The organism is Streptomyces sp. NPDC014623, assembly GCF_043088245.1.
Classification (GTDB): Bacteria; Actinomycetota; Actinomycetes; order Streptomycetales; family Streptomycetaceae; genus Streptomyces.
On sequence record NZ_JBIBZU010000012.1, the window covers coordinates 181,260 to 195,985 of the forward strand.

The 14,726-nt window shown below is 68.8% G+C and carries 11 protein-coding genes and 2 tRNA genes; 4 read left to right on the forward strand and 9 right to left on the reverse strand.

Going from position 1 to position 14,726, the window contains the following annotated elements; all coding sequences use genetic code 11:
* Positions 1-144: 144 nt before the first annotated feature.
* Both ACF1FZ_RS20675 and ACF1FZ_RS20680 read right to left on the reverse strand, forming a co-directional pair.
* The gene (locus tag ACF1FZ_RS20675; RefSeq protein WP_325751554.1) at positions 145-567 is read right to left on the reverse strand and encodes a DUF350 domain-containing protein; all 423 of its coding nucleotides are present in this window, start codon (positions 565-567) and stop codon (positions 145-147) included.
* A gap of 104 nt (positions 568-671) precedes the next feature.
* Entirely contained in the window at positions 672-1,226 is a 555-nt protein-coding gene (locus tag ACF1FZ_RS20680) for a DUF309 domain-containing protein (RefSeq protein ID WP_391774845.1), read from the reverse strand.
* A gap of 106 nt (positions 1,227-1,332) precedes the next feature.
* On the opposite strand from ACF1FZ_RS20680, the gene ACF1FZ_RS20685 reads away from it, so the two are divergent.
* Both ACF1FZ_RS20685 and ACF1FZ_RS20690 read left to right on the forward strand, forming a co-directional pair.
* The gene (locus ACF1FZ_RS20685) at positions 1,333-3,990 is read left to right on the forward strand and encodes an ATP-binding protein (RefSeq protein WP_391774846.1); all 2,658 of its coding nucleotides are present in this window, start codon (positions 1,333-1,335) and stop codon (positions 3,988-3,990) included.
* 50 nt (positions 3,991-4,040) lie between these two features.
* A tRNA-Pro gene (locus ACF1FZ_RS20690) sits at positions 4,041-4,114 on the forward strand.
* 56 nt (positions 4,115-4,170) lie between these two features.
* On the opposite strand, the gene ACF1FZ_RS20695 is transcribed toward ACF1FZ_RS20690, so the two are convergent.
* The 5 genes from ACF1FZ_RS20695 to ACF1FZ_RS20715 form a co-directional block, all read right to left on the reverse strand.
* Entirely contained in the window at positions 4,171-4,476 is a 306-nt protein-coding gene (locus tag ACF1FZ_RS20695) for a hypothetical protein (protein WP_389725907.1), read from the reverse strand.
* Positions 4,457-4,876 carry a hypothetical protein gene (locus ACF1FZ_RS20700; protein ID WP_389725909.1) on the reverse strand — a complete coding sequence of 140 codons (420 nt, stop codon included), beginning with the start codon at positions 4,874-4,876 and terminating at the stop codon, positions 4,457-4,459. Before ACF1FZ_RS20700 ends, ACF1FZ_RS20695 begins: the two co-directional genes overlap by 20 nt.
* Positions 4,877-4,960: 84 nt before the next feature.
* Positions 4,961-5,356 (reverse strand): hypothetical protein, encoded by a 396-nt coding sequence (locus tag ACF1FZ_RS20705; RefSeq protein ID WP_389725911.1) that lies wholly within the window; start codon positions 5,354-5,356, stop codon positions 4,961-4,963.
* A gap of 14 nt (positions 5,357-5,370) precedes the next feature.
* Positions 5,371-9,225: a hypothetical protein gene (locus ACF1FZ_RS20710; RefSeq protein WP_391774847.1), complete on the reverse strand. Its 3,855-nt coding sequence runs from the start codon at positions 9,223-9,225 to the stop codon at positions 5,371-5,373.
* A gap of 327 nt (positions 9,226-9,552) precedes the next feature.
* Positions 9,553-10,167 carry a lipoprotein gene (locus tag ACF1FZ_RS20715; RefSeq protein ID WP_391774848.1) on the reverse strand — a complete coding sequence of 205 codons (615 nt, stop codon included), beginning with the start codon at positions 10,165-10,167 and terminating at the stop codon, positions 9,553-9,555.
* 857 nt (positions 10,168-11,024) lie between these two features.
* Here ACF1FZ_RS20715 and ACF1FZ_RS20720 point away from each other — a divergent pair.
* Positions 11,025-11,104 (forward strand) — tRNA-OTHER (locus ACF1FZ_RS20720).
* 290 nt (positions 11,105-11,394) lie between these two features.
* Here the strand turns inward: ACF1FZ_RS20720 and ACF1FZ_RS20725 are convergent.
* The gene (locus ACF1FZ_RS20725; protein ID WP_391774849.1) at positions 11,395-12,360 is read right to left on the reverse strand and encodes a glycoside hydrolase family 6 protein; all 966 of its coding nucleotides are present in this window, start codon (positions 12,358-12,360) and stop codon (positions 11,395-11,397) included.
* Positions 12,361-12,568: 208 nt separating this feature from the next.
* Between ACF1FZ_RS20725 and ACF1FZ_RS20730 the strand changes: the two genes are divergently transcribed.
* On the forward strand, positions 12,569-12,769 hold the full coding sequence (locus ACF1FZ_RS20730) for a hypothetical protein (protein ID WP_391774850.1): 201 nt from the start codon (positions 12,569-12,571) through the stop codon (positions 12,767-12,769).
* A 310-nt stretch (positions 12,770-13,079) separates the two neighbouring features.
* On the opposite strand, the gene ACF1FZ_RS20735 is transcribed toward ACF1FZ_RS20730, so the two are convergent.
* A complete protein-coding gene (locus ACF1FZ_RS20735; protein WP_391774851.1) occupies positions 13,080-14,690 on the reverse strand; it encodes a glycoside hydrolase 43 family protein in 1,611 nt (536 codons plus the stop codon).
* Positions 14,691-14,726 lie beyond the last annotated feature (36 nt).

The window sequence follows — 14,726 nt, forward strand, 5'->3', positions numbered from 1 at the left end:
GGTATCGCTGCCGGGCTCTCTCCCGGCTCGTGGTCCTGCTCCTGATCCCGCTGCCGGTCGTGGTCCTGGTCGGAAGTGCTCATGACGCCGGATCGTAATGGCTGCGCACCGCGGTGTTCGCCGGGCCGCGGGATCACCCGGTGGTCAGGCGATCGACGCCGAGACGATGGCGGACACCGCCAGGTTGCAGGAAGCCGTCACCCAGACCGCCGGGTGCGGCTCCCGCTCCACCAGCGTGGCACCCAGCTTTCCGGGAGTGACCAGGTCCACGACGAGGAAGGCCACAGCCATCATGACGAGACCGAGAAGCCCGAACGCGGCCGTCGAGGCGAGCCCCTTGCCGAAGTCCTCGTACGTCGTCCAGATCGACGTGAACACGATGCCGCCGATGCCCAGCATCGCCGAGCTCAGGAGCAGTGCCGCGTTGCGGTTGCGCTCCTCCCATATCTGGCGGCCGAGCTTCCCCGGTGTCAGGGCGTCGATCAGGAATATGCCGAGAACGAGCAGTACGACGCCGAGGGCCCCGTACGCGGTGGCACGGCCGAGGCCGTTGATGATGTCGGTCATCGGGGCGTCCGTTTCCTGAGCAAGTAGTCGAAAGCGAAATATGGATGTGATGAGAGTGATCAATGCGTCGTCAAGAGGGAGCAAAACCTATCGCATTCATGTGCTCAGCTTCCGGCCCGGTCCTCCCGCCGCAACCGTGGCGCTTCCGAGGCGGCGTCCACGGCCGCAGCGCCCCCGGGGGCCCCGTCCGCGCCCCCACCGGCACTCTCCGCGCCCTCGGCCCCGGAGAGCTCCACGCGGTCTGCCAGTTCCCGGGCCCAGCCGATCAGCCCGCCCACGCCGATCCCGTGCGGATCCGACGCCCCGAAATCCTCGACAGCGGCGGCGCCCCGCCTCAACAGCCGTGCCCCGCCCGCCGCGTTGCCCCGGGCGGAATGCGTCAGCCCGACCGCCATCTGTGCCAGCCCCCGCCACAGCCCACGTTCCGCCTCCGGTGCCGACTTCCAGGCGTCCTCGAACACCTCATGGGCATGGAACGGCATGCCCGCGTCGAGCAGCCGCTGGGCCTCGCGCACTGTCTCGTCGGGGGAGCGGACCACCCCCTCGGGCTGCCGCTCCACCCCCGAAGACCCGTACGGCAGGGGGCGCCCCAGCCCGTCCCGGGGGCGCGCATTACGCGCCCGCCCTTCCTCGTCGCGGTCCCTACGAGATCCTTCCACCCTCCGATTGTGCCTCGCACCTGCGGAGAACCACGGGAACCCTGTCCGCGGGCACCCGCGCGCGGCTAGGCTCGGGGCTCTCCGCAGTCATCTGGGAAGGGGAGGAATGAAACCGTCCCGGCCGTTGTACGAGCGCGAACCGGAACTCGCCGCCGCCGCGCAGGCGTTGGACGCCCTCTGTGGAGGGCAGGCAGTCGGCGGGCTGCTGGTGTTCAGCGGCGAAGCCGGCATCGGCAAGACCGCGCTGCTCGGCGAGATCCAGGTCATGGCCGCCGACCGCTGCACCATCTGGTCCGCACGCGGCGGTGAGACCGTCACCTCGGTGCCGTTCCACGTCGTACGCCAACTGCTCCAGCCCGCACTGGACCGGTTCCCCGCCGACGAGACCCGCGCCCTGTTCGGCGACTGGTTCGAGATCACCGCGCCCGCTCTCGGCCTGGCGGACCCCAGCGGCCCCCAGCCGGACCCGCAGGGGGTCAGGGACGGGCTCGACCACGTCGTGTCCCGGCTCGCCTCCCGGTTCAGCCACCGCCCGCTGCTCCTGATAGTGGACGACGCGCACTGGGCGGACGGCGAGTCCCTGGCCTGGCTCGCCGGCTTCACCGCACGGCTGTCGGAACTGCCCGTGCTGGTCGTCCAGGCGCACCGCCCTCAGGAGTTCGCCGACCGCAACACCGACTGGGCCGTCTCACGCGCCGAGGGCAGCACCGACGCGGCGGGCCATCCGGCGCTGACCCGGGTGGCGTTGCGCGCGCTCACCCCCGACGCCACGGCCGACCTGGTGCGAGCCGGCCTGGGTGAGCACGCCGACGATCCCTTCTGCCGCGAGGTCTGGGCCGTCACCGGAGGCAATCCGTACGAAGCGGTCGAACTCGTCGCCAAGGCGCAGGACCGTGAACTGGCACCGGTCGAGGAATCCGCGGGTCTCCTGCGGGAACTCGGCGCCTCCGCGCGGGGGAGCGGACTCGTCGCGCGCCTCGAGCGCCTGGGCACCAACGCCAACCGCTTCGCCTGGGCAGCGGCCGTGCTCGGCACCGAGATCTCCCAGGAACTCGCCGCGTCACTCGCCGGAATGAGCTCGGCGGAGGCCGCCGACTGTACGGCGCGACTGCGGGACGCCCGCATCGTCAGCGGCTTCGACCCGCTGGAATTCGTCCACCCGCTCATCGCCACCGCCGTCTACCGCTCCATCCCGCCCGCGACCCGCACCGCGATGCACGGGCGGGCGGCCTGGGCGATCACCCAGGCCGGACTCGGGGCCGCGGCGGCCTCCCGCCACCTCCTGGAAGTCCACCCGGACGACGACCAGGAACTGGTCGCACAGCTCCGGGAGGCGGCACACCAGCACCTCGCGGTCGGCGCGCCGGAAGCCGCCAGGCGCTGTCTGGAACGCGCCCTGGACGAGCCGCCACGCCCCCGCGACCGCGCGGTGCTGCTGTACGAACTGGGCTGCGCCACACTGCTCTCCTCGCCGGCCACCACGGTGCAGCACCTGCGTGCCGCACTCGACACGCCGGGGCTCGACGGGACACTCCGGATCGACGCCACCTTCCGGCTCGCCTCCGCCCTGTCCCACAACAACCAGCTCAAGGACGCGGCGCTCTCCCTTGCGGCCGAGGCGTCCCGCACCCCTCCCGGGCCGGGCCTGATGCGCCTCCAGGCCGCGCACTTCCTGTGGGAGGGCATGCAGGCCACCGAGGACGACGGCCCCGGCCGGTCGGCCCGCCTCGCCCGTAACGCGGACCATCTCAAGGGCCGCGACAACGCCGAGCGCGCCCTGCTGACCCTGCGGGCCTTCGACGCCATGCTGCGCGGTGAGAACGCCCAGGTCGTCGTGGACTTCTGCGAACGCGCGCTGGTGGACGGGCGGCCCGCACGCGGACTCGGCTGGACCGACTCGGAATGGGGATTCGAACTCCCCGCGATGGTCGGGATCACCTACGCGTTCACCGACCGGCTCGACCGGGCCGACGCGCTTTTCGGCGAGGCCGTCCGGGCCTTCGAGATCTCCGGCTGGAGCGGTGCGCACCTCGCGTTCGCGCACACCCTCCTCGGGCTCGTGCACCGGCGCCGCGGCCGTCTCGCCGAGGCCGAGGGCTTCCTGCGCGAAGGACTGCGCCTCGCCGACCGGGCCGGCAGCGGACTGCCCGTCCACTGGGACGCCACCTGCCTCCTCGTCGACACCCTGCTCGCCCGCGGCCGGACGGCGGAGGCCCGGCTGGTCGCCGACCGGTACGGCTTCGGCCCGCCGTACCCCAGCGCGATGGTCCTGCCGGACGCCCCGTGCGTACGCGGACGGCTGCTGCTGGCCGAGGGCCGCACGGAAGAGGCCGTCATCGAGCTGGAAGCGGCGGGCGCGGCCCTGGAGCCACGAGGCCGGTTCAACGGTGTCTGGGCGCCCTGGGCCGGGGATCTCGCCCGTGCTCTCGCCGACACCGACCCGGTACGGGCAGCCCAGCTGGCCACCCGGGCCCGCGTCCACGCGGAACGCTTCGGTACGGACACGGCGATCGGTGAGGCCCTGCGCTGCGTAGCCCTCTTCGTGCCGGCGGAGGAGGCCACCCACCTGCTGGCCGAGTCCGTACGCCATCTGGAGGCCTCCTCGTCCGCCTACGAGCACGCCCTGGCACGCTTCGAGTACGGGGCCGCGATCCGTTCCCGGCGGGAGGTCGCCCTGGCCCAGAAGCTCGCCACCGCCTGCGGCGCGGAAGGGCTGGCGAGTCGCGCCCAGCAGGTACGGGCGTCGATCCGGCCCTCGGAGTGAGGTAATGTTTGTCCTGCGCGGCCGCCCGGGAACACCGGGAGGAAACGCATCGGGACGTAGCGCAGCTTGGTAGCGCACTTGACTGGGGGTCAAGGGGTCGCAGGTTCAAATCCTGTCGTCCCGACTGGAGACAGTCGCAGGTCAGGGCCGGTTTCGGAGCAATCCGAAACCGGCCCTTGATCATTTCTGGGGACCGGTTGGGGGCCAGATGGAGGTCCGGCGTCCTTGACTGGGTGAGCGGGTCCTGGCGAGGGGGCTCGGTAGCGATCGCGGTGCGCGCAGCGCGTTGAAGTGGGCCGGGAGTGCCGCCCCGGCGGCCGTGATCTTGTGGACGTCCGGGTGTAGGTAGCGCTGGGTGGTGGTCAGTGAACTGTGGCCGGCGATTCTGCGGAGGACGTGCAGTTGGACTCCGGCGTCGGCGAACCAGGTCGGTGTGACTCGGGCGGGGTTGACCTTGATGATGCCGTCACGTACCGCCTGTTCCATGACGCGCACCGGAACAGCGATGGTGTTTTTTCACCGTTGAGCGGCTGTGCTCGTCGGCGATCCAGTTCTGCACGGTCCGGTCCACGACGCCGTTAGTGATCATCCGTACCGCGAGGTGTCCCAGGGCGGGGACGACGCGGATCCGCCCTCCCGAGAGGTAGGGGTCCAGCGTCTTCAGTTCCAGACCGCGCAAGGCGAGGTCCATATTTGTTTCGCCGTATTCGGCGAGCTTCGTCGTGGCTAGGGTCGGTGTCAGGCCGGCCTGTGCGGCCTCGCTGATGCTCTGGAGCCATTCCTGTGCTTCTTCCTCGTTATCTTTTCCTTCCGAGAGCGATTGGCGGCGCTTGGTGGTTGGGTCAGTCCAGCCGACAACCGGCACAGCCGTTTCTTCGGCCATCACTGCGGGCCGGGGTACGTGACGCAGACGGCCGCGATGCAGGTGGGCCGCACCCCTGGAGAGAGTGCGGCCCACCGACCACGTCACCTACGGTGTCGTCGCTTCGTCGACAGCCCTGACGATGCTCAACGCCATCGCGTCGAAGTTCTCCCTGAAGAAGCTGGTCTTGTTGTAGAACCCCTCTTCGGAGAACCCGCCACCAGAGATGAACGTCGTGGCCACCGCGGTCAGCGCCGAGTGGATGACGTGCAGTTCGCGCGCGGTCAGGGTGAAGTCACGGGTGGTTTTGTGATCACCCTTGAGCCTTTCGGCCAGACGGCTGATCTCCTCCTGATCCGCGTTCAGCTGTACGGCGAGTGCCTCGTCGGAGTACCCCCACCCTTGGAGCGTCCGCAGCGCCTCGAGCATCAGGTCGGTCTGGGTCGATGTGAATCGTGTGTGGAACGATCCTTCGACCTCGGTCACCTTGATCTGCGTCCTCAAGCCGGTCGTCCTCCTTAGTTGGACGGCAGTGGATCGTACTTGCTGAGGAACTTTTCCTTGGTCATCCGGTACCCGTGGATGTACCTGTCCTTGATGATGACGACTACACCCTTCGCCTCGTCGAAGGCGACGGGGTTCTTGGTGGTGGGGTCGATGTGGGTGGCCTTGCCACGCCACTTGGCCCAGTACTTGGCAAGTTCTTCGATGTTTGTGCCGATGCCGGGGATGGCGTGGTCGATGGCGTTCTTCGTCGGCTTTCCGTCCGCACCCTTCTCCTGCATCTTGCCCCAGTTGTACTCGACGCCGTCGGTGACATCGCTGCCGTATCTCTTGTCGAGATCTTCCAGCTTCTCGAAGGGAAGGTCACCGATGTCCCAGTCGAGATCACAGACGTCGTCGGCGGCCGCGCGGGCCAGTGACTTGCCCGCGCAGGGCGGCAGGTCGGGGTCCTTCCTGGCCCTCTCGATGAGGTCCCGGAGCTTCGTCAGCGTCCGCTTGCCCTTCGCGGACGCCTCGAAGAACTTGGTGATCCCCGCGGTGACCCTGGCGACTGCGACGGTGAGTGCTGGGAGCTTGAGCACCACGACGGCAACGCTGGCGGCGTTGATCAGTGTCCACAGGCATGCTTCGATGTCGCCCTTGGTGAAGCAGATTTTCGCATCGGTGTAGCCGACGACGTCGAGGATGATCTCTCCGCCGTTAGCCTTGATCCAGTCGAGCACGTCCTGAGCCGTGGCGTCCTTGGCCACCCGCCACTCATCAACACAGCTCTGGCCACAGAGACGTAGCAGGATCGCTTCTTCTTCGCTCGACAGCTCGGCACCAGTGTCGACGGCTCCCTCCGCCCGCTCGGCGCGTGCGGCCTCGATCCGTTGTCTCAGAGCCTCCTCGGCGCGCGTTGCCGCCTCGTCGGCCTCGACGGCACTGTCCTGAGCGTTCGCGGCTGCGGCCTCCGCTCTGACGGCCGCCTCCTCCGCGTACTGGGCGATGCTGTTGGCGCTGTCGGCATCGCTCTGGGCGGCGTCCGCCGCCTTGTGAGCGCCCTCTGCGTCCAGCTCAGCCTCGGTCGCCGCGTTACGCGCGGCAGCGGCCTCGCTCTCGGCAGCGGTCGCCGCCGTGTCGGCAGTGGTCGCGTATCCCTGTGCTTCATTGTCGTACTTGGTGGCGTTGGCCGCGGCGGTCTGTGCCGCAGCCGCGTCGGCCGCTGCCGCCTTCGCGGAGGCCCGTGCCTGGGTGACGGAGACTGCGGCCTTCGCCGCCTGGGCCACGGCCGTGGCCGCCGCCTCCGCCGCCAGCTTGCTGTCGGCATCTGCCCGGTCTGCGGCATCCGCCGCCGCCACGGCGGCCTTGGCCGCTTCGTCGGCCTTGGCCTGCGCCGCAGCGGCTTGCTGATCGGCCAGCGTCATGGCGTTCTGGCCCACCAGTACGGCCATACCCGCCGAAGCGTCGATCTCCTGGTAGGGGCTACCCAATGAAATCGCTTCGTTGGCGGGATCGATCACCTCCTTCGCGGCGTCGCCGGCCGCCGTGGCCGCCTGGGCCGCCGCGAACGCCTGTCCCGCGGTCACGGCGCTCTCGGCCCGTGCCTGATCGGCCTGCGAGCGGGCTTCCGCCGCGTTGGCCTTAGCCGCGACCGCGTTCGCCGCCGCCACGCGGCTGAAGCCCTCCGCCGCCCGGGCGTGCCCCGCCGCAGCCTTGGAAGCCTCGATGGCATCGGCAGCCGCGGCGTGTGCCGCGGTGGCCTGGGCGTGGGTCGTCGCCGCCGCCGCCTTCGCGCCATTCGCCGCGGCTCTGGCACGCTCGGCGGCGCCTGTGGCTTCCGTGGCCGCCTTGCGAGCCGCGACCGCCGCGGTGCTCGCCTCGTTTGCCGCAGTACGAGCACGGGAAGCAGCCCCCGACGCGTCGTTCGCCGCAGCCCTGGCCTCGGTCGCCGCGGCACGGGCCGCGGCAGCGTTGTCGGTTCCCTCCGCAGCGGCGGCAGCCGCTTCGTAGGCCGCCGCCCTGGAGGCAGCAGCGTCCTCCTGCCGCTCCGCAGCGACTGCCTTGTCCCTGGCCGCAGCCGCGTCCATCTCGGAGACGAGGGCGGCCTGTGACTTCGAGTCAGCCACGGCGCCGGCCGCAGTGGCACGATCGAGAGCGTCCGCCGCGGCGTTCCGTTCCGTCACGGCTCGTGCCTCGGCAGCGGCAGCCTTGGCGCGTTCGGTGTCGGCACGCTTGCGTGCTGCCGTTGCGGCCGCCTTCTCCTGCTGTGCGGTTTCCATCTTCGAACGAGCGTCTGCGGCAGCGACCTTGGCCTTGCCCTCCGCGGTCTCGGCACGCGTGCGTGCCGACTTGGCCTTCGCCGCTTCGTCGGCGGCGAGAGTGGCCTGCTCAGCGGCTGCCTTGGCCGCCGCCGTGGCTTGCGCGGCGTTCTCCTGCGCGGCCGCGCGGCGGTACTCCGCCTCCAGGGCGTTCGCCTCCGCGCGGGCGCGGGAGAACAGGGCGCCGTTGTCCGCGACCGTAGCCTTGGATGCCTGCAGCGCGGTGTTGGCCGCCTTGTACGCGGCCTGCGCCCCCGCTGCGGACGCCTTCGTGACCTGCGCCGACTGCTGGGCGTAGGCGAGGCCACGGCCCCGGGGGGTACCCGCCGCCTCGGCGACCTCAGCAGCCGCGGCCTGAGCCGTGTCCGCCTTGGACGCCTGGACCGCCGCGTCGTCGGCGAGCGACTTCGCGAGCGTCAGCTGCGCGTTGATCCGGGTCTGGGTGTTCTTCAGCTCCGTTTCGATCTGGCTTTTCTGCGCCGCGGTGGGCTGCCAGTTCGGTCCTTGGGAGCGTTGCCAGGCCAGTACTTCCTCTGCTACCCACGCCTGGCCGACCGCCTCGACCATGGCGAACGAGGCGTTCCACAGGTCGTCGTAGGCCGCGGCCTCGGCAGCGACGATGGTGTTCCGGTACGGGGCCTGGGCGTCGAGCTCCGCCTGCCATTCGGTGCGTGCGGTCTCGACGACCTCGCCCATGACCCGGTACGGGTCAGCGGGGTTCTCGAAGTCGCAGTTGGACCAACGAACCTTCAGCGACTCGATCTCGGTACGGTGCTCAACCGTTCCCGGTACCGGCGCAGTCTTCGGGAATCCACCGAACTGCAGAAACATCCGCGCGTCATCGGCGGACATCCCGACGGAGAGGTCCTTGAGCGTGCCACCGGACGAGCCCACCAGGGCTGCCAGTTCCTTCTGGAACTTGTCGAGCGCCTGGAAGTACTCGTCACTGCCCTGCGTCTCGCCGATGATCTCGGTGACGCGATCGAGTGAGTCCTTGCCTGCCCTGGGAACGAGGTCGGCGAAGGTCGCCTGCGAAGTGCGTTCGTGGGAATCACGTCGGAACTCGCGTGTGGCGGTGTCGAATTCCGGTGCATCGAAGTGGTGCTGGAACTTGTTGATCTGCTCCAGCCAGCGCTGCTGCTGCTCGGTCTGGAAGCCCGAGGGCGGCGGCGCGGTATCCCAGTCGTCGTCGTTCGCCAGGTCGACCGGGCTCTCGGCCGAGGAATTCTCCGTCAGAGCGTTACGGCGGTCCTGTGGCGTTCCCTCTAGTGCGGACTGGGCCAGGTTCTTGACAAGCGGTCCGCCGTTGTGGAGGACGTGTCCGAGCCTGCACTGATCGGCCTGTGCCTGTTCGCCGGTGTCGGAACTAGGCGTCCAGGTGTTCCAGTTGACCGGGTCGGGCTTCGCGAAGTTCGTCCAGATGCTCCACTCCGGCCAGCGGTCCCACTTGAGATCCGGAAAGCCTGGAGGGACATCGGAAGCGGAAGCGGCCGCGGTGACTGCCGGCCTCGTGCCCGTGGTCCGGGAGGCGACGGCCGCCGCGTCGGCTGTAGACGCGAGCAGGGACATGGCAGTTGCAGCCGCTGCTACCACGAAGGTGCGTCTGAGTGCTTTTCGCAGGTGTCGTAAGGTGGTCGATCTTATGGGGCTCATCCCATGGTGCCTTTCTGATGTGCTGATTGATGCAGCGACTGGTTCGTCGACAGCGGTGGCGCGCCCTCGGATTCCCTCAGCGACGCAGGGTTCGTGGACAGGCTGCGGTACCGGGACGCGAGGTCCGGAGGATTGTGCGTGAAGAGCGGGCATGGAGGAGGACGCCCTCCGAGGCGTGCTGCATTCGGAGGAGTGGTAGCCGTCAGAGGGGAGGAGCCACGACGTCGCGTCCGTGTCCGTGTGCTACTGGGCTTTCGGGAACGAGGCGGCGGAGGCGGCCATGGTGTCCCGAGCAAGTTCGTATCCAGGCAGTAGCTTTTCGTGCTCCTGCGTGTCGAGACCACCGATGTGAATGATCAAATACCCCTCGGGGAGCAGTACGGAAAGAGCGCGCTCCCTTTTTGCGGGGCCATCCGTCGAGGATTTAAGATATGTGACTTCCGTTGCGGAAAAGGGGCCGGCCTTCGTCTCGCGGTATTCGGGCTCGGAGATTTTCCTCTCCTCGGCCAGGTAGGCGTCGAGGACGCGGCGGGAATTCTTTGCGGTGTCGGCGCTGCGCCACACGCGGAGGAAGCCGAAGATGCCCGCAGGTTTGGCATCAATTTCGCAGGCCAAGGTCACATTGCCCTGCTTGGGGAGGGAGTCGGTTGCGCCGACTACGGGGCGCGGAGTCCATGAGGGCGCGATGCCGAACGTTACGGGAAGGGCGCACGCGGAGCTGGACCCGCCGACCGAACCAGAACGCGCAGCCGGTTCGGTATCGTCCTGCCAGACGGACGCTTCCGGTGCGGATGAACAGGCGGTGAGGATACCTGCCAAAAGAATGGACAAAGGTACCGGAAAATAAATCCTACGCATCTCGTTCTCCGTGCGACTTTTACTGTGGAAGCCGCCTCAAGCTATATCGCCACCATGGTCACGTCAACAAATTAGATGCCCTGCACATTCATTCTGCGCTTCCTAGATGTCATGTAGCCATATCGGAGGCAGATTCAGGCCAGTCGCACCGGGCCCGGCCGCAGGACTGCATCTGTCGTGTTGCCCGATAGGGTGGCGCGCGCTCGTCCGGTGCCGGATGGTCTCAACCGCCGCCCCAGTAACGGACGATGGTCCTCAAGGAGTCGCCCCGTACGGCCGATACGGAGGGAACGCTGAGCCCTTGCCGTCCCGTGAGCGCACCATCCGTGCCACCTGAACCGCACCGGCGGCGTGACAGGCGTTCCTGCAGAACTTTTGGATCCTCCCGCGTAAAGGGCTGCGGCCTGGTCCTCTACGGGCAGTTCCCCTGTGGCATGTTCCGAGCTGCCTTGCAGCCGGTGATCGCCGCCGGCTCAGCGTCGGGATTGCTGTCGTCGAGGCCGACGAAGCCCAGGTCGGCGATGGCTCCGAGGCCCGCCGCAGCTTGGCGGTGAGGAGGTCGTGGCGGCAGGTGGTGATCGCCGAGGTCCGTCCGGGCCGGGCTGCGGAGACTCGCAGCAGTCGGCCACGGTCGTCGGTGAGCGCGATCACGGGCAGGCCGTGGCATTTATCCGCGAGATCGGACGCGAGGCTGCCAGGTCTCATGCCGTGACAAGCCCTGACGAGCCGCCTCCTGGAGGGCGGCGACCCTTTGTCGTACGTGTCAAGGACATGCCCCATGGGGACCAGTTGGGGACCAGACGGTGTCCGCGCACCTGAACGGCACGCACGGCACCACACGCCGTGCCCCCTGATTTCTGGACGTATGTGCAGACAAAAGGGATCACCCCTACTCCTGGGGGTCAAGGGGTCGCAGGTTCAAATCCTGTCGTCCCGACTGGAGACAGTCGCAGAGCGGGGCCGGTTCCGGAGTCATCCGGAACCGGCCCTTGATCGTTAGAGTGCTTCACCCGGGAAGTGCCTCCGGCGGTGGCAGGAACAAGGACCTCGGCAGTCCTCATTCTTGCTGCTCAGAGGCGCTTTCTGCTTTTCTGCCGGACAGCCCGCTTCATGAAAGCGCGAGGCTGAGGGGGGATCACGTCGGTCCCTCTCCGGTGAGATGGCCGGGGGAGTGCCCGCCGCCCCGGCGGGCTGCCGGTCGCCTGTGCGGGCGGCGGGAGTCCTGGATCAGTAGCCGTAAATCATCTTGTAGGCGACCTCGGGGAGGAACTGGCCGGCCGCGGAGCCGGTTCCGACACCGCAGTTGCCGTCGGACTCACCCGGGGTCTTGATCCACAGGAGCATCTCGGCGCCTCCGCCCGTCTGGGTGGGCGTGCCGATGCGGCGGCCGGAGGGGTTGCACCACTGGCCGTTGGAGCCGTTGCCGTTGCGGCTGGTGTCCACGACGAACGGCTTGGTGTAACCGTAGCGGGCGGCCAGTTCGTTGTTGACGGCGTTGCCGTAGGCGGTGTTCTCGGCGGTGGTGATGTAGTTGGAGACGTTGAGCGAGAAGCCGTGGGCCTGTCGGAGGCCGGCTTCGTGGAGGCGCCGGGCCATGGTCGCCGCGTCGGCCCAGCGGGGGTTGCCTGCGTCCATGTAGACCCAGGTGTTGGGGGCTTGGCGGTTGAACTCGACGAGGGCACCGGTGAGCATGGCCTCGCGTTCGTCGATCTGGGCCTGGGTCATGCAGCCGTAGTCTCCGAGGGAGTCCGGTTCGAGGATGACGACGGCCGGGCGGGCCGCGATGCCTCCGGCGAACTGAGCGATCCAGCTGGCGTAGGCGGACGGCGAGGCGGCTCCGCCGGCGGAGTGCCCGCCGCAGTAGTCACGGTGGTAGATGTTGTAGGCGACGAGAATGGGCAGCTTGTCCCGGTAGTCCGCCGCTCCGACGTAGGCACCTGTTGCGGTGCTGATGGTGCCGCTCCAGGAGCCGAACCAGCGGGCCATCGGTGTGTTGGCGATGGAGGCGTTGATCGCGGCGGCCCGGCCGTCGCCGGGGTTGGCGACCGCCCACTGCCTCGCGCTCGAGTCGGGATCCACGTAGAACCCGCTCGTCATGGTGGTGGGGTCGGCCGCGTGGGCGGAGGGTGAGGCGGCGAACGCCAGCGGCAGAGCACAGAGCGCTGCCATCAGGGTGCGGAGTCTGCGGCTCAAGACGGTACCTCGGTTTCAGAGGAGGTGCGCTTTGGGAGCGCTCCCACTGGAAGCGGTCCCCATCGTGTGGGTGGGTGGTTGAGCTGTCAATAGTCGGCACAGCATCCGACTGCCGCAGGGGGAGACAGGTCCTGTAGGCCATGGCGCTGGAAGCGGTCCCCTCTCATGCGTCCCTGAGCGCTCCCCGCCTGTGAAAGGCTCACGAGCCATGGCAGAAGCAGCGCCGTGTCGGCATCCGACGCCCGACGAGGTGGCCGAACACGCCGGCGTTTCCCGCTCCGCGGCCTCCCGCGCCCTCAACGACGCCCCCATGCTCGTCGCGCTCGTCAACGGGCAGGACCCCACCCCGCTGGTCCTCCCCACCCCGCTGGTCCTCCCCACCCGCCTGGCCGTCCGGGCCGGCGCCTGACTCCTCACTTTCCGGGAGGGGCGGGCCCCGGTCCGAACGGGTCGCTCCCGGACGTGGCGCGGAGCGTCCAGGGAGCCAGCCAGGGTGGTCGAGGTCCAGCAGCGGAAGCAGTGACTGCTGTCCGGTCCGATGACTTGGGTACTGGTCGCAGCCTGCCCTTTTCGCTGATGCGGGTCGCGGTGCCGGGTTCATCAGGGCGGTCGCGGCCGGCACGCCCGGGACGGATGCCCGGCGAAGACCGAGCTGTTTCAGCGGGCTCATGGTTCTCCTGGCAGGGGCGGGGGCCGGGCGGTGCGGTCGATGGATCGGATCAGGGTGTGGACACCTCGAACCGCGTGACGCGGACCGTGCCGCCGAGGGCCTGAGTGGCATGGTTGAAGAGGGCGAACCGGTAGCCCATGAAGAACCGCCAGTCGTTGCCCATGGAGAAGGTGGGCCCGAAACGGTTGAACGTGATGCCGTCGGTGCTGTAGGAGAAGGTCCCGGGGCGCGGTGCGCCAGGGTGGATGTCCGCGTTCGCGCGCAGCCAGATGCGACCGCCGGAGGCGGGCGCGCTCGCGATCTCGGTGCCGGTGCCGGTGGTGTTCCAGTTGCTGTCCATGGTCAGCCCGGTGACCACCACCACCCGTGTCGCACCGCCGTCGCGCTTGAGGCCGATCCAGGCGGAGGAGTCACGCAGCAGCGCAAGCCCGGCCCGGTCACCGTCCCGCATCGCGGAGTGGTCGAGCTGAACCGTGGCGGTGGAGGTGGGGCCCTGGATGCGGTGCGTAAGGGTGTTGCGGGCCCAGTAGAGGTCGTGGGTGACGGTCGCGGTCCGCAGCGTCAGGCCGTTGCCGACCGACCACTTGGTGTTGTCGGGGTTGTGGTTCCACTCCCATCTCGGTTTCAGAGCCGCACCGTCGAAGGTGTCGACGCCGGTCATCGGGGTGACCCGGCGGGGCGGAGTGGGTACGGCCGGACTGGGGTACGTGGTGCCCCACGCGCCGTTGACGAGCTGTACGACGGGCCAGCCGTCCGCGGTCCAGGTGACCGGTGCCAGGGCGGGCATGCGGCCGCCGGGGTAGGCGTCGACGAAGGCCATGTAGTACCAGGCGCCGCTCTGCGTCCGCACCAGCCCGCCCTGGTGGGGGACACCGCCGCCGGGGATCGGTCCGCGCAGGTCGAGGAGGACCTGCCGCATCGCGTACGGGCCGAAGGGGCCGCTCGAGGACTTGAGGATGTACTGGCCGTTCGCGGGGCGGGTCAGGAAGACGTAGTACTGTCCGTTGATCTTGTAGAACCGGGCGCCTTCCAAGGTGCCGACACTGGACGGTGTCCTGAACACCTCCTGCGTACGGATCTGGTTGCGGCCGTCGGGCGAGAGCTGGGCCACGCTGATGGTGGTGTTGCCGTACGCCACGTAGAGGGTGTCGTCGGTGTCGACGAGCAGGCCGGCGTCGTAGTAGGGGGTGTCGATCGTCGTCAGCCTGTTCCACGGCCCCTCCACCGCGGTGGCGGTGTAGAGGTACGTCCGGGCGAAGTCGATCTGGCCGAGCCAGTAGAAGGTCCTGTTGCTGGGCCGGTAGGCCAGTGACGATGCCCAGATTCCTCTGACATAGCCGCGGGTGCCGTTCAGGTCGTACTTGGCGCCGAAGTCGAGGACGGGTACCGAATGGCCGGCGATCTCCCAGTTCACCAGGTCGTACGACCGCAGAACGGGCGCGCCCGGCGAGTAGTGCATCGTCGAGGCCGAGGCGTAGTAGGTGTCGCCGACGCGAATGATGTCGATGTCCGCGAAGTCCTGCCAGATCACCGGGTTCGTGTACTGTGCCGCGACCGCGAGGGCGGGCCCAGGGGGGAGGAGGGCGCCGGCGGCCAGGCCGGTGGCGGCCGCGAGCGTGCGGCGTCGCGTGAGAGATTGATGCGGCCATGACATATCCATGGAGGCGTTCACCTCGGGTTCATCGGTCGGAGCGGC

Bases quoted from the DNA above. Each gene is read 5' to 3' on its own strand.
- ACF1FZ_RS20710 (WP_391774847.1), bottom strand. From the start codon at position 9,225: ATGTCCCTGCTCGCGTCTACAGCCGACGCGGCGGCCGTCGCCTCCCGG.
- ACF1FZ_RS20685 (WP_391774846.1), top strand. From the start codon at position 1,333: ATGAAACCGTCCCGGCCGTTGTACGAGCGCGAACCGGAACTCGCCGCC.
- ACF1FZ_RS20675 (WP_325751554.1), bottom strand. From the start codon at position 567: ATGACCGACATCATCAACGGCCTCGGCCGTGCCACCGCGTACGGGGCC.
- ACF1FZ_RS20715 (WP_391774848.1), bottom strand. From the start codon at position 10,167: ATGCGTAGGATTTATTTTCCGGTACCTTTGTCCATTCTTTTGGCAGGT.
- ACF1FZ_RS20730 (WP_391774850.1), top strand. From the start codon at position 12,569: ATGGCAGAAGCAGCGCCGTGTCGGCATCCGACGCCCGACGAGGTGGCC.
- ACF1FZ_RS20735 (WP_391774851.1), bottom strand. From the start codon at position 14,690: ATGGATATGTCATGGCCGCATCAATCTCTCACGCGACGCCGCACGCTC.
- ACF1FZ_RS20695 (WP_389725907.1), bottom strand. From the start codon at position 4,476: ATGGAACAGGCGGTACGTGACGGCATCATCAAGGTCAACCCCGCCCGA.